Origin of the sequence: Bacteroides sp. OF04-15BH (assembly GCF_003477995.1) — a bacterium.
GTDB lineage: Bacteria > Bacteroidota > Bacteroidia > Bacteroidales > Bacteroidaceae > Paraprevotella.
Genome location: NZ_QUEM01000002.1, coordinates 77163 through 97145, shown reverse-complemented (window position 1 = coordinate 97145; position 19983 = coordinate 77163). Strand labels below are relative to the sequence as shown.

19 protein-coding genes are annotated in these 19983 nt (G+C 50.5%); 7 read left to right on the top strand and 12 right to left on the bottom strand.

Features of this window, described 5'->3' with window-relative positions; all coding sequences use genetic code 11:
* Window positions 1-20 precede the first annotated feature (20 nt).
* From DXA74_RS01390 to pyrH, 3 genes are all read left to right on the top strand, one after another.
* Entirely contained in the window at window positions 21-389 is a 369-nt protein-coding gene (locus DXA74_RS01390) for a YraN family protein (protein WP_118525041.1), read from the top strand.
* Window positions 390-405: 16 nt separating this feature from the next.
* A complete protein-coding gene (locus DXA74_RS01385) occupies window positions 406-1197 on the top strand; it encodes a biotin--[acetyl-CoA-carboxylase] ligase (protein ID WP_118525040.1) in 792 nt (263 codons plus the stop codon).
* A 193-nt stretch (window positions 1198-1390) separates the two neighbouring features.
* Window positions 1391-2101 (top strand): UMP kinase, encoded by a 711-nt coding sequence (gene pyrH, locus DXA74_RS01380; RefSeq protein WP_118525039.1) that lies wholly within the window; start codon window positions 1391-1393, stop codon window positions 2099-2101.
* Between the two features lie 109 nt (window positions 2102-2210).
* On the opposite strand, the gene DXA74_RS01375 is transcribed toward pyrH, so the two are convergent.
* Genes DXA74_RS01375 through DXA74_RS01355 form a run of 5 tightly spaced genes read right to left on the bottom strand, consistent with a single transcriptional unit; the run spans window position 2211 to window position 6285 of the window.
* Entirely contained in the window at window positions 2211-3461 is a 1251-nt protein-coding gene (locus DXA74_RS01375; RefSeq protein WP_118525038.1) for a carbohydrate-binding domain-containing protein, read from the bottom strand.
* Window positions 3458-3937 (bottom strand): T9SS type A sorting domain-containing protein, encoded by a 480-nt coding sequence (locus DXA74_RS01370; RefSeq protein WP_118525037.1) that lies wholly within the window; start codon window positions 3935-3937, stop codon window positions 3458-3460. The genes DXA74_RS01375 and DXA74_RS01370 overlap by 4 nt, the downstream gene beginning before the upstream one ends.
* A 24-nt stretch (window positions 3938-3961) precedes the next feature.
* The gene (locus DXA74_RS01365; protein ID WP_118525036.1) at window positions 3962-4771 is read right to left on the bottom strand and encodes a DUF2490 domain-containing protein; all 810 of its coding nucleotides are present in this window, start codon (window positions 4769-4771) and stop codon (window positions 3962-3964) included.
* 33 nt (window positions 4772-4804) lie between these two features.
* Complete coding sequence (locus DXA74_RS01360) at window positions 4805-5473, bottom strand: DUF4956 domain-containing protein (protein ID WP_118525035.1); 669 nt, start codon at window positions 5471-5473, stop codon at window positions 4805-4807.
* Window positions 5474-5502: 29 nt separating this feature from the next.
* Window positions 5503-6285 carry a polyphosphate polymerase domain-containing protein gene (locus DXA74_RS01355; protein WP_233550405.1) on the bottom strand — a complete coding sequence of 261 codons (783 nt, stop codon included), beginning with the start codon at window positions 6283-6285 and terminating at the stop codon, window positions 5503-5505.
* Between the two features lie 160 nt (window positions 6286-6445).
* Between DXA74_RS01355 and frr the strand changes: the two genes are divergently transcribed.
* The 4 genes from frr (at window position 6446) to floA (ending at window position 9541) form a co-directional block, all read left to right on the top strand.
* Window positions 6446-7006 (top strand): ribosome recycling factor, encoded by a 561-nt coding sequence (frr, locus tag DXA74_RS01350; RefSeq protein WP_118525033.1) that lies wholly within the window; start codon window positions 6446-6448, stop codon window positions 7004-7006.
* Window positions 7007-7939, top strand: a complete 933-nt coding sequence (gene rsgA, locus DXA74_RS01345) for a ribosome small subunit-dependent GTPase A (protein ID WP_118525032.1) — start codon at window positions 7007-7009, stop codon at window positions 7937-7939.
* A gap of 92 nt (window positions 7940-8031) precedes the next feature.
* Window positions 8032-8508, top strand: coding sequence for an NfeD family protein (locus DXA74_RS01340; RefSeq protein WP_118525031.1), 477 nt, complete (start codon window positions 8032-8034; stop codon window positions 8506-8508).
* Between the two features lie 37 nt (window positions 8509-8545).
* The gene (gene floA, locus DXA74_RS01335; RefSeq protein WP_118525030.1) at window positions 8546-9541 is read left to right on the top strand and encodes a flotillin-like protein FloA; all 996 of its coding nucleotides are present in this window, start codon (window positions 8546-8548) and stop codon (window positions 9539-9541) included.
* A gap of 275 nt (window positions 9542-9816) precedes the next feature.
* Here the strand turns inward: floA and DXA74_RS01330 are convergent, their stop codons facing one another.
* The 7 genes from DXA74_RS01330 to rsmI form a co-directional block, all read right to left on the bottom strand.
* The gene (locus DXA74_RS01330) at window positions 9817-11784 is read right to left on the bottom strand and encodes a family 20 glycosylhydrolase (RefSeq protein WP_118525029.1); all 1968 of its coding nucleotides are present in this window, start codon (window positions 11782-11784) and stop codon (window positions 9817-9819) included.
* Window positions 11785-11799: 15 nt separating this feature from the next.
* Window positions 11800-12930, bottom strand: coding sequence for a TlpA disulfide reductase family protein (locus tag DXA74_RS01325; RefSeq protein ID WP_118525028.1), 1131 nt, complete (start codon window positions 12928-12930; stop codon window positions 11800-11802).
* A gap of 122 nt (window positions 12931-13052) precedes the next feature.
* The gene (locus DXA74_RS01320) at window positions 13053-14699 is read right to left on the bottom strand and encodes a fumarate hydratase (protein ID WP_118525027.1); all 1647 of its coding nucleotides are present in this window, start codon (window positions 14697-14699) and stop codon (window positions 13053-13055) included.
* A 114-nt stretch (window positions 14700-14813) separates the two neighbouring features.
* Complete coding sequence (locus DXA74_RS01315) at window positions 14814-16802, bottom strand: DUF4954 family protein (RefSeq protein WP_118525026.1); 1989 nt, start codon at window positions 16800-16802, stop codon at window positions 14814-14816.
* Between the two features lie 45 nt (window positions 16803-16847).
* Window positions 16848-18110, bottom strand: a complete 1263-nt coding sequence (hflX, locus tag DXA74_RS01310; RefSeq protein WP_118525129.1) for a GTPase HflX — start codon at window positions 18108-18110, stop codon at window positions 16848-16850.
* Between the two features lie 171 nt (window positions 18111-18281).
* Window positions 18282-19139: a hypothetical protein gene (locus DXA74_RS01305; RefSeq protein ID WP_118525025.1), complete on the bottom strand. Its 858-nt coding sequence runs from the start codon at window positions 19137-19139 to the stop codon at window positions 18282-18284.
* A gap of 27 nt (window positions 19140-19166) precedes the next feature.
* Entirely contained in the window at window positions 19167-19907 is a 741-nt protein-coding gene (gene rsmI, locus DXA74_RS01300; RefSeq protein ID WP_118525024.1) for a 16S rRNA (cytidine(1402)-2'-O)-methyltransferase, read from the bottom strand.
* Window positions 19908-19983 lie beyond the last annotated feature (76 nt).

The following is a 19983-nucleotide window of genomic DNA, read 5'->3' as shown; positions in this document are numbered from 1 at the left end:
AAACCTAAACCGTAGAAAACATGGCTTTACACAACGAACTGGGAAAAGAGGGAGAGGCTGCCGCCGAACAGCTGCTTCTCCAAAAAGGCTACCGCATTCTGGAGCGTAACTGGCGCTTCCGGAAGAACGAGATCGACCTGATTGCCCTGAAAGATGACATCATGGTGTTCGTGGAGGTGAAAAGCCGGAGAAATACGGAGTTCGGAAACCCTCAGGACGCGGTGGACATGCCGAAAATAAGACGCACGGTCACCGCTGCCGAGGCGTATATCCGGAAAAAGAGATTTGACGGGAAAGTACGCTTTGATCTGATCTGCGTCGTGGGACTGCAACCACCCTATCACACGGAACATATCGAACAGGCTTTCTACCCGCCACTGGAATTCTAAAAACAAAAGAAGCTATATGGAAAAACATTTCTGTCTGGACGATGGACCGGGATTCAAGATGATTGAACTCGAAAGCATCGACTCTACCAACAATTTTCTGAAATCATACCGCCCTCTGCAACCGTGCGACATGATTCTGGTTACCGCTGAATATCAAAGCCGGGGACGGGGACAGATCGGTAACTCCTGGGAATCGGAACGAGGCAAGAACCTGCTTTTCAGTATGAAGGTGCATCCGCGCTTTCTGGAGGCGGGACAGATGTTCCGCATCTCGCAGGTGGCCGCTCTTGCCGTGCACGATGCCTTTGCCCACTACACCGAAGGCATTTCGATCAAGTGGCCCAATGACGTGTATTGGAACGACCGGAAGATCTGCGGCATGCTCATCGAAAACGACTGGATGGGCAAGCAACTGGAGCAGAGCATTATCGGCATCGGCATGAACGTCAATCAGGAAACCTTCACAGGAAACGCGCCTAACCCGGTGTCGCTCTGTCAGATTCTCGGTCAGGAAACGGAACGTCGCTTCGTGCTGGAGCTGTTTATGGAAAGCTTCCAGAAATACTACCGCATGTTGCAACGGGGCGAAGCCGATACGGTAGACGCCCAATACCGCAAGGCTCTGTACCGCAAGGAAGGCTGGCATCTGTATGAAGATGAAGGAGGACGCTTCCGGGCACGCATTGCCGATGTGGAGCCGGACGGACATCTGATTCTGGAGGATGAACAGGGACAACAGCGGAAATATGCTTTCAAGGAGGTGCGCTATATCCTGAACGGACCGCAGGAACAGGAGCTCACCTTATAGAAAACCTACGGAAAGTACACTTACGAATCGGGGCGCAGAAGCATAGCCCCCACCCTTCAAGACCGCAAAACAGGTACATTCAAGAGATGTGCCCCGGCAGAAGACGTGAGAAAACTTCCGGATTTTATTGGAACAAGAAAACGAAAAAGGTATCTTTGTAGGGAATTCGAATTAACTTAACAAACATCGTATCATGGCTAAATTTAAAAGAATCTTGCTGAAATTGAGCGGAGAGAGCTTGATGGGCGAACAGAAATATGGTATTGACGAGAAAAGACTGGCAGAATATGCCCAGCAGATCAAGGAAGTGCACGAAATGGGGGTACAGATTGGTATCGTGATTGGAGGCGGTAACATTTTCCGCGGACTGAGCGGCGCCGGAAAGGGATTTGACCGCGTGAAGGGCGACCAGATGGGTATGTGTGCCACCGTGATCAATTCTTTGGGACTGAGCAGCGCCTTGGGTGCTATCGGCGTAAAGAGCCGCGTGCTGACTGCCATCCGTATGGAACCGATCGGTGAGTTCTACAGCAAATGGAAAGCGATTGAATGTATGGAAAACGGTGAGGTAGTGATTATGAGCGCCGGAACCGGAAACCCGTACTTTACTACTGATACCGGTTCTTCTCTGCGCGGCATCGAGATTGAAGCGGATGTCATGCTGAAGGGAACCCGTGTGGACGGTGTCTATACAGCCGACCCGGAAAAGGATCCTACCGCTACCAAGTTCACAGAGATTACTTACGATGAGATCTATAACAAGGGCCTGAAAGTGATGGACCTGACCGCCACCACCATGTGCAAGGAAAACAATCTGCCGATCTATGTGTTCAATATGGACATCTACGGCAACCTGAAGAAGGTGATGGAAGGCGAGAATATCGGTACACTGGTACACAACTAATCCCGATATACGGATACAGCAAGGGCTGTTATGCTTCGGAAACATCCGGCATAACAGCCCTTGTCCGTTTTCAACAGGCTGTTGAAAACTCTGTATGCTGACCCAACGGTTATTTCATGACTCCGGCTTCGATCGAAGCATCTACCTGGCCCCCCTTATTGGTGTACGTGCCGGCAACCTTGATGCCCGAGCTGTCCTTTCCGGTATTGACTACCTTGATTTTTCCGGCTTCTACCGTCATGTTGAAGTCTATCTTCATGCCCATACATTTCTTTACTTCCTGAGTTGTCGGATCGGTGTACGGACCACCGGTAGCCTCGATGTCGATGTTCGTAGGATTATCATTCTCGTTGACAAACAGATGACCGTCGGTACTGATACCCTTGGAACCGTTTCCCGTTACCTTTATCCGGATATCTCCGCCGCTGATCGTGATATTCTTGTCGGCTTTCAAGCCCTTGACATCGTTTCCGGACACCATAAGATCAAGCGTACCACCCTTAACCAACAACTGACCGTTGAGTTCGTCCAGCGGATTATTCGTCAGCTCTGCCTGTACCGCGTCTTCCTTATTTCCGGCAACCACCAGGTTACCTCCATTCATCTGAAAATACTGACCGCAGTGCAGACCGTCTTTCACGGCTTCTGTCACCGTAACCGTTCCGGTAGATTTCTTAATCAACAGATACTCATTGCTGCGGATGGCATGTCCGGTCTTTCCGGCCACAGTCAGGCTTCCGCCGTCCTCAAACTCCAGATGACCGTCGCAATTGAGCGCTGCCTTCTGGACACCGCCCGGAGCGTCCTGCAAAGAATTGACGGTTCCCTCGTGCAGAATCATTTCAATGCGCTTGCCACACTGAATGTCGATGGCCGCTCCTTTATTGGAAACCAGATTCAGGTTATTCAAATAGAACTTGCACTTATAATCACCATAATAGAGCAATGAGCCGACAGACGATGTTCCCTGCAACACATATTCCAGTTCATCGGTCGTATTGGTAGAAGTCAAGGTGACATGCGCTCCATTCACCTGTGCAGTAACTCCGGAAACCGTTGCCGGAATGCTTACTTCGGCCCGGTTACCTTCATAGCGCACCACCACTTTGCCGGTTGTATCCAACACAGGAGGTGTAAAGGTAATACTGTCCAGACGCGATACCGGATAGCTCACACCATCAATCTGCAAATAATAACCGCCGCCGGAGAAAGGCATGTCGCCCACTGTAGAACGGTCCACCCGAGTGAAGTTTCCACCCTGCCACACATACATATAACGCTGGGCTGCCACCGGCAGAGCCAGCAACAAGAGGCACAGTACAGCCAGCCCCTTGCCTATATTCATCAATCTTTTCTTCATGACTTCACAATTTTAAGCGTCATTCCGGCATAATGCACCACATAAACACCCTTTGGCAGATGACTCAGCGACAGAGTTCCTCCGGCTGCGGCCATCCGTTCCTTGCAGATCACCGTACCGCTCAGCGAGTACACCGTAGCCCAGGCTCCGGAAGAAGTTGCCGGCAATCCTACTTCGGCAGTCTGTGCGTTCCAGGTCAGGCGGGCGCCGGCCTCAGCGGGTTTCTCTATTCCGGTAGACTGCATCCGGAAAAACATCTTGTTCATATCTTTCAGCGCAAAACGCTCCGAAGTGTTGTCCTTCTTCTCCACAATCATTTCTCCGCTCTGAAAAACCACCTTTTTCAAGTCGGAAACAGCAATCCCCTGCTCGCCGGCCGATGACAGAAACACCATATATTCCGTCTCGTCAGCCTGAACGCACTGAGGTGCCAGCAATGCTATTACGGGCAGAATGCCCCACCAACGTTTTTTCATATTCCTACTATTTTGTGTTTTGGTTTAGAAATCGTATGAATAGCCCAGAATCAGCACATGACGGCTCTCATAAGGATGTGTCTCCATCTCGGTATTGAACAGATAAGACACATTCACTTTGTGCTGTTTGGAGATTTTATAGTCCGTACCACACATCACCTTATACTCTCCGGTTTTCATCTGATTGGCCAGATCGTTGTAGACTTCGAAAGAAACGAACGGTTTCCAGTCGCATTTCTTCTTGTCGTATTGAAACTCCAGACGGGAACGCAGCATGTGCGTGCGCTTCTCGTGCTTTACATCCGGATCAGACTCCGGATATCCGGGTTTGAGTTCACCCTCGTAGAAGCGGTACTTCATGCGCGGCACTTCCTGCTCCGGACGGAATGTGTACTGATAGCGCTCACGCAGAGAAATCTTCAGCCACTTGAAGAATTTCTTGTCGAAAGTGACATCGGCCTTGAAGCGATGGCGCAAGGACCAGTAAGCCTCGGTAATATTATATCCTTCGTAGAAGAACGGGTCCTCAACATCGTTGGTATATTTTTCCTTGCGCTCCTCCGAATTATAGCCATACAGCAAGGCATATCCGGCCTTGAGCTTCATAAACTTGGTGGGCTTGTATCCCAGACTGAGCGTTCCGCCAAAACGGTCGGTCTTGCGTAGACAGTCCTCCATACGGTATTCGCCCTCAAACGACAGTTCCAGGTTATGCGGTAAGGACTTCGACACATTGATTTCCGTCCACAACCCAAAGTCATCACTCTGAGCCCACAAAGCCGTGCCCCAGCAAAGCAAGGCACCGGCCAGTCCTAAGATTCTCTTTTTCATCATTGCTTGCTATTTTTCGTTCTTGTCAATAAGGTATCAGTTATTGCGGGGCAGACGGAGCATGTCCTCCATTTCGCTTCCCTTTTCCTCGGCATCCTCATAATAGATTTTGAGCAGTGCGCTGTCACGCAGGAAATCGATGGTGCCCACCTCCACACGGATCACATTCAGTCCGGTGCGCTGTTTCAGATCGGCAATCAGATCGGCACGCCGCTCGGGAGTAATCAGACTGATGTTGTCATAACAGATATACTTGCTGGGCACGTGACGAACCAGACGGCTGCTCTCAAAGAGCCAGGCCACCAGTATGAAAATCAGGTTCGGAATCAGCAGCTCGATGATGCTCATTTCCTCGGCCATACCGTTGATGACCGACAGAGCCACCAGGAAGAACAGATAAGTCATCTCACGGATGGGCACTGCCTCCGTACGGTAACGGATAATGCCGAAGATGGCAAACAAGCCCAGAGCCGCACCGACCTTCAGTTTGGCCCCTTCCATGTAGTAAACCAGCATAAAGATGCTGACAGATATTAAAATGAAAGTAAAATAATAATCTCTGCGCTGGCTCTTCGGATAATAGAAGAAACGTACGATACTGCCTACAGCCAGAATGTTCAATGCAAAGCGCACCACCAGTTCCAGCAAGCCGCGCATGTCCAGGACGGGAACTCCCATCACGGTAATTGGTTCTAAAAAAGACATAGCTATAAAATTGTTTGGTTTTTAATGGGTTATAGTTTCAATATTGCTCTCTTTCTGATTTCTGTCATTTTCATCTTGAAGCGGTTCTGCTTCAGCGAAGGATTGGTCAATAAAGAACCGATACAGTATTTGCTGAAGCCCAAGGGACGCACCCGCAAACGGCGAAGCACCTGCAACACGGGCGAAGGCACATTGCCGTCGCGCTTCAGTTCTATGATAACCAGATTGCCGGTCCCCTCCTTGCATCCGGTTTCATAATTTTCAAAACAGACCCCGAAATCAATGGTCAGACGCTCTGTTTTTCCTTTGTTGACCAGTGTGATGCGATAAAAGTGATTGCATACGGCCGGTTGGAAAGCCGACAGACCGCAACGGAACTGCTCTTGCAGGAAATTTTCTGCCCCGCTCTCCAGCAGACGGTCCTCGCCGGCCACCATAATCCGCTCCTTATGCGTGCGCCCGTGATTGTTCTTTTCTTTCACCTCCAGAAAGGTGATGTCCGAATCCAGATAGGTACGCACCCGGATTTTGCGTCTCGGCGTCTTGCCGTTGTGATGCATCCGGTAAAAGGCATGGTCGGGAGTGTCCCAATAGATGGTCTGATAGGCACAGATGCGCACGCCCTCCACCTCCTGCACAAAGTAGTCATCCCGGAGCAATTCGAGCATCTGATACAAATGTCCGATATCCGTCACAAATTTCTTGTCCGTACGATTCATCAGACGAATGGACGACATCTCATGCAGAGAAATCGGGTCCATGGCCGCCAGCAGAGGCTGTAGGCTGTTTTTATAAGCTGTTGGATCTTCCACGAATGATATTATGTATTAAGGTTGACGATTATTACGATATGGTTACAAAGGTATTGTTTTTTTTTTCTTATCCACCAAATCATATTGTGAAAGAGAAAAAAAAAAACTATTTTTGCTCCATCATCAAATATTAATTCAATAACGACTAAAACAATTCAATATGATTGACGTAAAAGCATGCCTCGCTGAGGCACAAGAGAAAATGGATGAGGCCGTAATGTATCTGGAGGACTCATTGGCTCACATCCGCGCCGGAAAGGCCGACGTACGAATTCTGGACAGCATCCGTGTGGACTCATACGGAAGCATGGTACCTATCAATAATGTAGCTGCCGTAAACACTCCGGACGCACGCACCATCGCCATCAAGCCTTGGGACAAGAGCATGTTCCGCATCATCGAGAAGGCAATCATCGACTCTGATCTGGGCATCATGCCGGAAAACAACGGTGAGATTATCCGTCTGGGTATTCCTCCATTGACCGAAGAGCGCCGTAGAACTCTGGCCAAGCAGTGTAGCAAGGAGGCCGAGACTGCCAAGGTAAGTGTGCGCAACGCACGCCGTGACACCATCGACAAGCTGAAGAAGGCCATCAAGGACGGACTGAGCGAGGATATGGAAAAGGATGCTGAAAACGACTTGCAGAAACAGCACGACAAGGCCATCAAGCAGATCGATGCCTTGCTGGCTGCCAAGGAAAAAGAAATCATGACTGTCTAAATGAAAGGACTTGTCATCAAGAATACAGGAAGCTGGTATGTCGTCAAAACCGACGACAACCGGCTTATTGACTGCAAGATCAAGGGAAACTTCCGCCTGAAAGGCATCCGAAGCACCAATCCTGTGGCCGTGGGCGACCGTGTGACCATACAACCGAATGCCGAGGGTACGGCCTTTATCAGCGAGATTGAGGACCGCAAGAACTATATCATCCGCAAGGCTTCCAACCTGTCCAAGCAGAGCCACATTCTGGCGGCCAATCTGGATCAGGTTTTTCTGGTTGTCACCGTGAGCCATCCCGAAACGTCGACCACCTTTATCGACCGTTTTCTGGCTTCGGCAGAGGCTTATCGGGTGCCGGTGTGCCTCATCTTCAACAAAACGGACTGCTACAGCGAGGACGAAACAAGCTATATGCAGGCGCTGGTAAATCTGTATGAAACCATCGGTTACCGCTGTTTCTGCTGCTCCGCACTCAACGGCGAGGGCATTGAAGTCCTGCAACAGGAACTGGCCGGCAAAATCACTCTGTTCTCCGGCAACTCGGGTGTGGGCAAATCTACTCTGCTGAACGCCCTGCTTCCGGGTATCGGAGCCAAAACAGCCGAGATTTCCTACGCGCATGATACGGGTATGCACACCACCACCTTCAGCGAAATGTTCGAACTGCCGCAGGGTGGATACATCATCGACACTCCGGGCATCAAGGGCTTCGGCACCTTCGACATGGAGAAAGAAGAGGTGGCGCATTATTTCAAGGAAATATTCGCCGTATCGGCCGACTGCAAGTACAACAACTGTACGCACACACACGAGCCGGGTTGCGCCGTGCTCCGGGCGGTAGAGGACCATTATATCAGTCAAAGCCGCTACAATTCTTATCTCAGCATGCTTGAGGACAAGGATGAAGACAAATACCGGCAAGGATATTAGTCTTCTGCCCCGAACTTATTATCTGGCGTTTCCACTTCTGGAAACGCTTTTCTCCGCCTATTACATATAAGGAACCGTAAAATCATAGGCTTATGGACATCATTCTCATCAGTACCTTATTCGTACTCTGCGTGTTCTTCATGGCTCTGGAGATTTTTATCATTCCCGGAACCAGTCTGGCAGGAATCGTTTCGGCCGCGTGCCTCATCGGTGCCAACGTGCTGGTGTTCGACAGCTACGGTCTGTCGGCTGGCATCATCGTACTGGCCGCTTCGCTGATTGTCTGTCTGGTGGCGGGCATCTGGATGCTCCGCTCCAAAGCTCTGGACCGTATCTCGCTGAAGCGCACCATTGACTCGACCGCCGCTACAGAAGAACAGCTTTCGGTCAAAGTGGGCGACCGGGGAATCGCACTGACTCGCCTGGCCCTGATCGGCAATGCCGATTTCGACGGAAAAATCGTACAGGTACAGTCGGCCGACGGTTTTCTGGATGAAAAGACTCCGGTCGTCATCACCCGTGTCATCGACGGACAGGTATGGGTGAAACGCACAGAAAACCTTATCTGAAAAGAACCCTTTTTTATTCATTTAATTACCTATAACCATGGAAATTCAATTTTTCGGACCGGTTATCATTGCGGTAGCGGTCATCATCGTTCTGAGTATATTCTTTCACTTCGTGCCTTTCTTCCTCTGGCTGTCGGCCAAGGTATCGGGCGTTCACATTTCGCTCATCCAGCTGTTTCTGATGCGCATCCGTAATGTGCCGCCCAATGTCATTGTGCCTTGTCTGATAGAAGCGCACAAGGCCGGACTGACCAACGTGACACGCGACAATCTGGAGGCACACTATATGACCGGCGGTCATGTGCAGCGCGTGGTGCATGCGCTGGTATCCGCTTCGAAAGCCAACATCGACCTGCCTTTTGAAAAGGCTACCGCCATCGACCTGGCGGGCCGTGATGTATTCGAGGCTGTGCAGACTTCCGTAAACCCGAAGGTGATCGACACCCCTCCGGTAGCAGCAGTGGCCAAGAACGGTATTCAGCTGATTGCCAAAGCGCGCGTCACCGTGCGGGCCAACATTCACCAACTGGTGGGCGGTGCCGGCGAAGATACGATTCTGGCCCGTGTAGGCGAAGGCATCGTGTCCTCCATCGGTTCTGCCGAAAATCACGAGCAGGTGCTCGAGAATCCGGATTCCATCTCCAAACTGGTTCTGAAGAAAGGTCTGGATGCCGGTACGGCTTTCGAGATTCTGTCTATCGACATTGCCGACATTGATGTGGGTAAGAATATCGGTGCCACCCTGCAAATGGATCAGGCAAACGCCGACAAGAACATCGCACAGGCCAAGGCCGAAGAGCGCCGTGCCATGGCGATTGCCGCTGAACAGGAAATGAAAGCCAAGGCTGAAGAAGCACGTGCCGAGGTGATTCAGGCCGAAGCCGAGGTACCTAAAGCACTGGCTCAGGCTCTGCGCGACGGTAACATGGGCTTTATGGACTACTACAAACTGCAAAACCTGAAAGGAGACACCGCCATGCGCGAACGGATCTCCAAACTGGGAAAAGACGACATTAAAGATATTCTGGAGTAAAGGCTCCGCAACGATTCATCCCTTTATTTTGTGCTGCATGCTTGAATCCCGGCACGGAATAAAGGGATTTTTTCATACTCTGACCCGAAGATGCGGTATCTTTTCATTTTACTGAGCAGTAAGTAATGGATTACTGACGGCGCAGTAATCTTTTACCGACGGGGAGATAATTTATTATCATCAGGGTGATAATTTGGAACAACCCGCACAAGGATACAAAAAACGGGGCGACACCGTGTGATGTCGCCCCGCATTTTTGACTTCCCTTTCGGAAATTAATGCTGCTTGTAATTATATACTTTCAGATTGCTGATACGGCTAGAGAACTGACCGGCCTTCTCCAATGGGAACACCAGAGTGCGTGACTGGTACATCTTGTCCTTGCCGCCCTCGTTATAATACAGAGTACGCTTGCCCAGTTCCTCTGCCAGTTTGCCGTCGATATACAGACGGCTGGCCTGATTGTCACCCTCGATGGCAATGTTCACCTTGCCCGGTTTTACCCGATAGCCGAAGGTGTAGAGATAACCGTCGCGGGCATATCCCAGCATACCACTGATTGGATCGGCCAGATAGAACACGGCATCGCGTGAACGGAACAGCTCGGTACCCTTGGCCTCATCGGCTCCTTCGATATCAAAGCTTACGGTGTAATCGTAACCCACTTCACGATAAGGCGTCTTCATGCCCGGAGTCACCGCAGCAGCTTCATATACCATTTCCTTACCCTTGCCGATACGACCCAGAATATTCACACCCGGAGCCTCGCTCAGTGCCAGGCGCTTCTGGTTGAAATCGGCGTATGGCAACTTGGTATCCTTGCCGGTCCACATCTTCACAGCCAATGTCTGCATGGCCGGGAAAGCACGGTGATGCACATCCTGCATCGAAATTCCATTACCTACATGATCGTTCCATACGGCAAACATACCACCCAGAACAGCCGGATCGTTTTCATCGAACACCTCGTTGGCAATCACTGCCGGAGTCCAGTTCTCATACAGATACTGGCAGTTCAGGTAATCGTAGTAATAACCGGCCTGAGGCACGATGTAAGTCAGTCCGTCGGGAATGCTGATCATCTTATAGCCCAACGCCTTCATGTCGCGCGGCTGCGCAAACGGATTGTGCCAGATGTTCATCACGACATTATCCACCTTCACCGGAGTTTCACCCTTGGCATGAGTCAGAGCGCCCCATACACAAGCCTGTTTGCCGAACTGCTCTACGTATTTGATGTAGTGGTCGGTAAAGGCACGGAACTGCTCTACCACCTGCTTGTCCTTATTGGAATACTCGTCGGTACCGATATTCACACGCTTGCCGCGGAACACCGGATTGTTTCCCTCAAGATATTCCTTGAACAGACCGTCCATGAACTTGTAAGTTTCCGGATTGCCCAGATCCAGATGGTCCATACCGTAAGTCTGGCTGCCGATTTCCGGCTTATAGTGTGAGAAGGCCAAAGAGTGGGCCGGAGCATCGATTTCCGGAATAATCTCCACATAGTTGTTCTCGGCCAGTTTCTGCAAGTCGATGAATTCCTGCTTGGTATAGAAACCGTCCTCGGCTGTCAGCCCCGGATAAGTGTCGCATTCCAGACGGAAAGCGGCATAGGTCTTGTTCCAGTCATGACCGAAGAATTGCTTGAATCCGTTGTCGTTCAAATGAATCTGGAAGGTATTCATCTTATAATAGGCCATGAACTTCACATAATCGCGCAGGAAGTCGATGGTGAAGAACTTACGACCGACATCGAGCATGAATCCGCGCACGCCATAGCTCGGGAAGTCACGCATGTTTCCTTTGGCCAGACTGCGGCTGTCTGACTGTTCCGTCATCTGCAACAGGGTACGGGTTGCCCAGAAAGCGCCCGAGGTTTCAGGAGCCGTAACCTGTACGCGGTCGGTGATACGTATATCATAACCTTCTTTCGGCATCTTCTTGTCGGCCTTGAGCTGGAATACGAAATCTCCGGCTGCAGCCTTGCCTACCATGACCGGCATACGCACGCCGAACATTTCTTCATAGTCGGCGGCAAAGGCCTGGGCTACACGCAACAATTCAGCCTCACCAGAAGCACAAACGATGCGTGACGATGCGGTCGGCACAAACTGTCCGTCGCCACCCTTCCATTCCTTCAACTCCGGAATGACAAAAGGCTTTGCGTTCTGCGCCCACACAGCGCCCGACAGACAGAATACACTGCATGCCAGCAAAACTAATCTCTTAACTTTTCTCATAAGGGTAATTACAATTTATTGGTTAGTAAATAATTTATCGAGTTTCTGGTAGAGTTCCTCAGACTCTCCGACAAAGATCTGCACCAGATTGCCATTCGGGTCTATCAGCACCTTGGTGGGAAAACCGCTGACGGCATAACGGGTGGTGACTTCTTTTTCATAACCGTTATAAAGATTGGTCCACGGCAGACCGTGCTTAGTCACTCCGTTTCGCCAGGCATTCTCCGTGTCATTGCAGCAAATACCCACAATCTCCATCCGGTCTTTATACTTTTGATAATATTCCTTCATCTGCGGAATGCCCTTAATACACCATCCGCACCAGGTTCCCCAAAAATCCAGAAGCACATATTTTCCCTGAAAATCGGCAAGAGTACGTTCCTGCCCTTTCAAATCGCGTAGGCGGAAATCAGGTGCCTTCTTTCCGGAAACCAGTGTCTTCTGGGCCTCTTCACGCTTCCGGGCCTGTTCATAATCGCTCTTCATCCGGTCAAAAACAGGCCGGAATGCTCCGTTCTGGACCTCAGGCTGAAGCAGCGGTATCAGGGACACGGCGTCATTCAACGGTTGCAACGTCACCAGGTAAGCCGCAGCCAGACTACCGGGCTGCTGCATCACAATCTCCTTGCAGACCTTTTTCTGTTCGGCATAGACCTCTTTCAACTGTCCCATCAGGCGGGACAGGATTGCCTGGTTTTTCTCTTTGTCCTGATAACAGGTATTGATGATCCGCAACAAAGAATCGGATTTCGCATGCAGTTTTTTCCAAGCTCCACAGGCATCCAACTCCTTATAAAGCCTAGTCCCCGAAGGTTTCAGGGCCGTAACCGGACCGTTCAGTTTCAGATGGTCGCCGGGCAAAAACAGAAAGGCATTGCGGGGGCTCATCATCATGGCTGCCGCCGCAGGATCTTTCGGCTTGGCAATTACATGAATCTGCATCAAGCGGTCGGGTACGGTTATCGAGAACGCTCCGTTCTGCAAAACGACCGTATCACGCATCAAAGCCTGTCCGTTGGCAGGGTCATAACTGCATACGATGACTGCCCCGCTCTCAACACCCTGGATATTTCCGGAAAGGTTGTCGGCCAGAACTGTCCCGGCCAACAGGCAGGCAGCCAAAAAGGAAAGAAACTTTGTTTTCATGTTATTGGACCTTTAAATAAACAGTCTGAGACCGGCGCATCATAAATGGTGTTCACCGGTCTCAGAATAAGAATATGAGCCAAGAGAGGCATCAGAAAACACTCCTCCCTTGGCTCTGAATATTATTTGCAGTTACCCAGACAACGAGGCTTGATCTGCTTGAAGAAATCATTACCCTTGTTGTCTACCAGGATAAATGCCGGGAAGTCTTCTACTTCAATCTTCCAGATGGCTTCCATACCCAGTTCCGGATATTCTACACACTCAATGCTCTTGATGTTGTTCTGAGCAAGGATGGCAGCCGGTCCACCGATAGAACCGAGGTAGAAACCGCCATGCTTCTTGCAAGCATCGGTTACAGCCTGGCTACGGTTACCCTTGGCCAGCATAATCATGCTGCCTCCGTGGCTCTGGAACAGATCTACGTAAGGATCCATACGTCCGGCAGTAGTCGGGCCCATAGAACCGCAAGCCATACCGGCCGGAGTCTTGGCCGGACCAGCGTAGTAGATAGGATGATCCTTGATGTACTGTGGCAGGTCTTCACCGCGGTCCAGTTTCTCTTTCAGCTTGGCGTGAGCAATATCACGGCCTACGATGATGGTACCGTTCAAGCTCAAACGGGTAGCTACCGGATACTTGTCCAACTCAGCCAGAATCTCGTTCATCGGACGGTTCAGGTCAATCTTCACAGCGTTGCCCTCACCAGCCTGACGCAGTTCTTCCGGAATCAGTTCGCCTGGGTTAGAATCCAGTTTCTCGATCCAGATACCGTCCTTGTTGATCTTGCAACGGATGTTGCGGTCGGCAGAACAAGATACGCCCAAACCTACCGGACAAGAAGCACCGTGACGAGGCAAGCGGATGATACGCACGTCGTGTGCATAGTACTTACCACCGAACTGAGCACCCAAACCGATACGATGAGCCTCTTCCAATACCTGTTTCTCCAGCTCGATGTCGCGGAAAGCACGACCGGTTTCGTCGCCGGTAGTAGGCAGAGTATCATAGAAACGAGTTGAAGCCAATTTCACAGTGAGCAGGTTCTTCTCAGCAGAAGTACCACCAATCACAAAGGCGATGTGATAAGGAGGACAAGCAGCTGTTCCCAGAGTCTTCATCTTTTCAACCAGGAACGGAACCAAAGTAGCCGGATTCAGGATAGCCTTGGTTTCCTGATAGAGATAAGTCTTGTTGGCAGAACCACCACCCTTGGTCACACACAGGAATTCGTATTCCATACCTTCAGTAGCCTCGATGTCGATCTGAGCCGGCAGGTTACACTTGGTATTTACTTCCTCATACATGCTGAGCGGTGCATTCTGTGAATAGCGGAGGTTTTCCTCAGTATAGGTCTTGTATACACCTTTTGACAAAGCCTCTTCATCGCAGTAGCCGGTCCAAACCTGCTGTCCCTTCTCACCGTGGATAATGGCGGTACCGGTATCCTGGCAGAACGGCAGAACGCCCTTGGCGGCAACTTCGGCGTTGCGCAAGAAGGTCAATGCCACATATTTATCGTTTTCACTGGCTTCCGGATCAGTCAGAATCTTAGCCACCTGCTCGTTGTGTGAACGGCGCAGCATGAAAGAAACATCACGGAAAGCAGCGTTGGCCATAGCGGTCAAACCCTCGGGAGCAATCTTCAGGATTGGGGTTCCCTCGAACTCGCTGACAGACACATAGTCTTTGGTCAGCAGATAGTATTCAGTATTGTCCTTTCCTCTCTGGAACATAGGAGCATACTTGAACTCTGGTGCATTTGCCATAATCTTTATTTTATTAGTTTACAGTTATGTTTAATCGTGTAGCAAAGGTAACAAAAAAAGTCGATACCGCGGACATTTCCCGGCAGGAATATCCGGGATTCCGCGCTCTTTTCTTTAAGCCTTGGCACTCAGTCGGGCTATCAGTTCGTTTCCCAGTTCGGTTTTCACCCGGATGTGCTCCAATACGGCCGTCACAAATGGGTTGCTGTTAAAGGCACCGCGCACTTCCTCGAAGTCCATCTGTTGCTCTGTACGACTACCGTCGGCTCCGAAACCGGTCATGGCGCTGAGTGAAAACTCCTTGCGCGCATCTTCATAAACCATACGGTCCAGTCCCACCACGGCGGCCTGCCAGCGCTGCACGATGTCGATCACATCCTGACGGGATATCGTTTCGGGATTCAGATGATAGTATTCCAGAATCTTGCCGTAGGCCCAGGTCCATTCATAAGCATAATAATTCCGGTGCATTTCGGCAAAGCGTTCGTGCATCTGGTCCACCGTGCGGACACGTTCCTGCTCGATATCGTCCATCAGGCACTCCACTTCGCTTTTCGGAGCAATCAGTCCGGAAATGTCTACCCAATCCCCTTCGCCAATCGGACAGTCGGGCTTCAGCCAGACACGCAAGGCCTCATCATCCGTATATTCCAGCTGTTCCAGGCGCTTGATAATCGAATTACCAAGGAACTTCTGAATGGCTGTTTCATAGAACATGATTCCCTTGTTCAGGGCCGAATTCTTGATCTTGGCACTCTGATAAGAGTATATCTCGGACGTTTCGCCCGATACCCGGGCCAGTTCTTTCAGAATACGGCGTCCGTTCATCATCTTCTGAATGGTATACGGGCTGAGCAGATTATAATTAATCTGGTCCAGACGGTTCGGATCGGTACGCTTGTCGCGTTTCGGCCATTTCTGGGCATCGCGGATGGTACCCACACTGCGCAGATTGACTCCCGGCACTAGATAAGTGGTGTTCTGCTCTTCAATCAGATAAGAGAACGGCAGGTTCGTGGTGTCAGGATGGTGCACATGGCGCCCCATCACCAGTGAGAAAGCTCCGATACGAGCCGGCCAAAGCACATAAGAATCGGAAGTGGTCTTTGCACCGCGCTCCAGAGTTCCCTGATGAATCGGGCCCAGTTTATACATGTGATTGCTTTGGTTGGAACCCGAACCTGCGTTCATAAAGGAAAACATACCGGCAATCAGCAAGGTAGACTTGTGGTGTGTCACCGTAAACGGACCGGCAAAAATGGCACAGGCCTCCCCGTTTTCCTCCTGACAGTTGCTGAAAAACAGAGAATCGGATGCGGAATACGTGTGCCCCATGTGGCAGGCCTGCCCGACAAAACAACGGGTCAGCATCGTACCGTCTTCCACACGTGAGCCACTGGAAATAATAAAGTCATCGCAAATCACCCCCTGCCCGATGTGAACAGGAGCCGCCTCATTACTGTTCAGGCTTCCGTTCTTCAGGCGACCGGCTCCCTTGATCTTGGCAAAATCACCGATACGAACATTTCGTATATATCCGGAATCCACTATCGTAACATGACTGCCAATGGTTCCAATCTCCGAGGCATGGATATCGGCATATTCCTGAATGATGCGGCGCATCTTGTCAATCAGCAAGGGGCGGTGACGGTACAAAGCCATGAAATAAGCCTGATGAGCCGACAGATGATCATGGATGAGCACCTCGCGGCCACCGGTTTCATTCAGCACAGACACCTCGACTCCGTTACCGAAGCGGGTCTTACCGTCGACCAGAATCGTATCGACGTTTTCAATAAAGGTATGGTCACCGATACAATAATTCGCAATGTAGTTCTTTACGTTTTCTATCAGACAATTGTCGCCCACGGTGACATGATGCAAGGTGACATTTCTCAATCCGGAATGCTTTACAATGCCTCCGCTCAGAGTAAATTCGTCATGGAACACCCCAAGGCGCACTTGTCCTGAAAAACGGGTCTGGCGTACATGTTCCGGCGAGAAGCCTTCGGCCACCTCAACATGCTGCCAGTCATCTGCCTCGCAGAACTGCCGTTTCAGGCAATCAATCTCCTCCTTCGTTAGTTTGCGATAAGTCTTCATAGCTACTGGTTTTTATAAAAACAAAAAGAGGGTGAAGAACTGTGGTTACAGTTCTCCATCCTCATCATATTTCTGAAATAAGAAATCGTTATACGGATACTTTTGCACGTGCAGCTCGCGCACCTTGTCGTAGAGCACCTTGCGGAACTCCTCGATGTTGGTTTTCTGACGGGCCGAAATAAAGATGCAGTTGTCGTTCATGCGGGCCATCCAGGTTTTCATCATATCGTCGAGCGAAATGTTTTCCTTGGTAGCCGGAGTCAGGTCGTCTTCATCCTTCTCGGTCCAGGTATAGGCATCCACCTTATTGAATACGATCATCGAAGGCTTGTCACTGCAATTCAAATCGGCCAGCGTTTTCTCCACCACCTTGATCTGCTCTTCAAAGTCAGGATGCGAGATATCTACCACATGCAGCAGCAAATCTGCCTCGCGCACCTCGTCCAGTGTACTCTTGAAAGAGTCTACCAGATCGGTCGGCAATTTCCGGATAAATCCTACCGTATCGGAAAGCAGGAACGGCAGATTGTCGATAATCACCTTGCGCACCGTGGTGTCCAGAGTCGCAAAAAGCTTGTTTTCCGCAAAGACCTCGCTCTTGGCCATCAGGTTCATCAGCGTGCTCTTACCCACATTCGTATATCCGACCAGTGCCACACGGATCATTCGTCCGCGGTTGCTGCGCTGGGTGGTCTTCTGGCGGTCGATCTCAGCCAGACGCTGTTTCAGGAGCGACATGCGGTTCAGGATAATACGACGGTCCATTTCCAACTGGGTTTCACCCGGACCACGCAATCCCACAGAACCTTTACCACCACCGGAACCGGAACCACCTCCCTGACGCTCCAAGTGCGTCCACAAGCGTTGCAGTCGGGGCAGCATATAGCGATACTGTGCCAGCTCTACCTGAGTCTTTGCATTGGCCGTTTGGGCACGCATGGCAAAAATATCCAGGATGAGCGAAGTACGGTCCAGGATCTTCACCTTCAGAACCGCTTCGATATTGCGCATCTGCTTGGCCGACAACTCGTCGTCGAAAATCACCATACCGATTTCGCGCTCAGCCTCTTCCTCGGCTTCGATATAGGCGCGTATCTCCTCCAGCTTACCTTTACCCACATAAGTCACGGCACTCGGGCCGGCAGCACGCTGGGTAAAGCGCTTCACAGTGACGGCTCCGGCCGTATCGGCCAGAAACTCCAGCTCATCTAGATACTCATTGGTTTTGCGCTCATCCTGCTGTTGTGTAATCAGACCGACCAGGATGGCGGTTTCGGCCTGAGCTTCTGATATTACAAATTCTTTCATCTGATAAAATCCTTTCGTAATCAATTCCCGGGATTTCCGGCTGCGGAGCGTCAGGAAGGCGCCCTTTGCCGCCCCGGAATGTAAAACAAATACAAAGACAGGACCAAATAGGAACACAAAGAAGCATCCCCTGTACCAAAGGGATGCTTCCTGATGTATGTGTCTGTCGGATTAACGCACCTGGATAACCAGATACTTGCTCACGCTCCAGAATTCAGTAGGATTGGTGATGTGCAGCACATACTGCCCTTTGGTATCCTTCTCCAGTTTATAAGTTCCGGCCGGATGATTGGTCAGCAACTTGGCACTCTTAGAGTACAGTTTGATCTCCTTGTCATAACGGATATCAATCTTGGTGAAGTAATCCTTGTTGAAGTTTCCGCTCTTCAGAACATCGCCGTTCTGCAGAATCTTCTGTTCCTTCAACTCAGACTTGGTACCGAATACGAACCACGCTGTATTCAACTGCTTGTCCTGGGCAGCTACTGTCTGGCTCTTGCTGGTATTCTCGGCAGCCAGATTCTCCACATCGTTGTTCAGGCTGTTGATGGCCTCATCCTGCTGTGCAATCACAATGTCCTTTTCTGCCAGCTGGATTTCCAGTTCCTGAATACGCTGTTTCTGTGCCTCCATATCCTGAGTCAGCTTGTCGATTGTTTCTTTCAGCTTGTCGGCATTGATGGAGCTGGTGCGCAGTTTGTCCTTCAGTTTGGCAATCATGTCGCGGTTCTGCGCCATGGTGCTCTGAATGAATTCCATATTCTCGCGGATAGCTTCCTTGTTTGAAGCAGACTCCAGGTTGCCGTCGGCCACTGCGATACGGCCTTCTGCCTCGTTAATCCGGCGGAATCCGTCCTGAATCTCGTTGAATGTACCCATGATCTCATTCAACTCCTGATCCTTATTATCGATAATGCGTTGCAAAGAGTCGCGCTCTGCGGCAGCAGAATTATCGTCGTTACTCTTATTTCCGGTACAAGAAGCAGCCATCAAAGATACGCAGGCTGCCAAAAAGAAAAGTTTTTTCATATTCTTGTCATTTAAAATTTTACAAAATCAGGCTTCGTTCTCGTTGTCTTCGTCCTCGTCCTTTCGGTTTCGGTTCTTGTTCTTCTTTTTCTTTTCCACTTCCGCTCCGGCCAGAATAATGACAAACTCTCCGCGCGGCTCCACTTCCTGAAAATGTCCGAGCACCTCTTCCAAAGTTCCCCGCACGCACTCTTCATGCACTTTGGAGATCTCACGGCACACGGCCACTTGTTTTTCCGCACCATAAAACTCTATGAACTGTGCCAGTGTCTTCACCACGCGGTGCGGCGATTCATAAAAGATCATGGTACGCGTTTCTTCCTGCAAGGCTTCCAGACGCGTCTGCCGTCCTTTCTTCGGCGGCAGGAATCCTTCAAACGCAAAACGGTCGCAAGGCAATCCCGATGAAACCAGCGCCGGAACAAAGGCCGTAGGTCCCGGCAAGGCAATCACCTGAATGCCGGCCTGCACCGCTGCGCGCGCCACCAGAAATCCCGGATCGGAAATGCCCGGCGTGCCGGCATCGGAAATCACGGCAATGTTCTCTCCTCTTTTCAGACGCTCCACGATGCCGCTGACCGTCTGGTGTTCGTTGAACTTATGATAGGAAATCATGGCATTGCGGATTTCAAAATGCCGCAGCAGATTTCCCGAAGTACGCGTGTCTTCCGCCAAAATCAGATCTGCCTCGCGCAGGATCCGAAGCGCACGGTACGTGATGTCCTCCAAATTGCCCACCGGTGTGGGCACAAGATAAAGTATACCCATTTCTTTTTTTCTGATACGGGCAAAAATAAATAAATTAATATAGTTTTCGAATATTCAACGCGAAGATTTAACAGAA

Excerpts from the sequence above, each read along its gene's own strand:
- DXA74_RS01330 (WP_118525029.1), bottom strand. The coding sequence starts at position 11,784 with ATGAGAAAAGTTAAGAGATTAGTTTTGCTGGCATGCAGTGTATTCTGT.
- DXA74_RS01375 (WP_118525038.1), bottom strand. The coding sequence starts at position 3,461 with ATGAAGAAAAGATTGATGAATATAGGCAAGGGGCTGGCTGTACTGTGC.
- DXA74_RS01360 (WP_118525035.1), bottom strand. The coding sequence starts at position 5,473 with ATGTCTTTTTTAGAACCAATTACCGTGATGGGAGTTCCCGTCCTGGAC.
- DXA74_RS01365 (WP_118525036.1), bottom strand. The coding sequence starts at position 4,771 with ATGATGAAAAAGAGAATCTTAGGACTGGCCGGTGCCTTGCTTTGCTGG.
- floA (WP_118525030.1), top strand. The coding sequence starts at position 8,546 with ATGGAAATTCAATTTTTCGGACCGGTTATCATTGCGGTAGCGGTCATC.
- DXA74_RS01340 (WP_118525031.1), top strand. The coding sequence starts at position 8,032 with ATGGACATCATTCTCATCAGTACCTTATTCGTACTCTGCGTGTTCTTC.
- DXA74_RS01305 (WP_118525025.1), bottom strand. The coding sequence starts at position 19,139 with ATGAAAAAACTTTTCTTTTTGGCAGCCTGCGTATCTTTGATGGCTGCT.
- DXA74_RS01390 (WP_118525041.1), top strand. The coding sequence starts at position 21 with ATGGCTTTACACAACGAACTGGGAAAAGAGGGAGAGGCTGCCGCCGAA.
- DXA74_RS01385 (WP_118525040.1), top strand. The coding sequence starts at position 406 with ATGGAAAAACATTTCTGTCTGGACGATGGACCGGGATTCAAGATGATT.
- DXA74_RS01325 (WP_118525028.1), bottom strand. The coding sequence starts at position 12,930 with ATGAAAACAAAGTTTCTTTCCTTTTTGGCTGCCTGCCTGTTGGCCGGG.
- DXA74_RS01320 (WP_118525027.1), bottom strand. The coding sequence starts at position 14,699 with ATGGCAAATGCACCAGAGTTCAAGTATGCTCCTATGTTCCAGAGAGGA.
- frr (WP_118525033.1), top strand. The coding sequence starts at position 6,446 with ATGATTGACGTAAAAGCATGCCTCGCTGAGGCACAAGAGAAAATGGAT.
- rsmI (WP_118525024.1), bottom strand. The coding sequence starts at position 19,907 with ATGGGTATACTTTATCTTGTGCCCACACCGGTGGGCAATTTGGAGGAC.
- rsgA (WP_118525032.1), top strand. The coding sequence starts at position 7,007 with ATGAAAGGACTTGTCATCAAGAATACAGGAAGCTGGTATGTCGTCAAA.
- pyrH (WP_118525039.1), top strand. The coding sequence starts at position 1,391 with ATGGCTAAATTTAAAAGAATCTTGCTGAAATTGAGCGGAGAGAGCTTG.
- DXA74_RS01315 (WP_118525026.1), bottom strand. The coding sequence starts at position 16,802 with ATGAAGACTTATCGCAAACTAACGAAGGAGGAGATTGATTGCCTGAAA.
- DXA74_RS01370 (WP_118525037.1), bottom strand. The coding sequence starts at position 3,937 with ATGAAAAAACGTTGGTGGGGCATTCTGCCCGTAATAGCATTGCTGGCA.
- hflX (WP_118525129.1), bottom strand. The coding sequence starts at position 18,110 with ATGAAAGAATTTGTAATATCAGAAGCTCAGGCCGAAACCGCCATCCTG.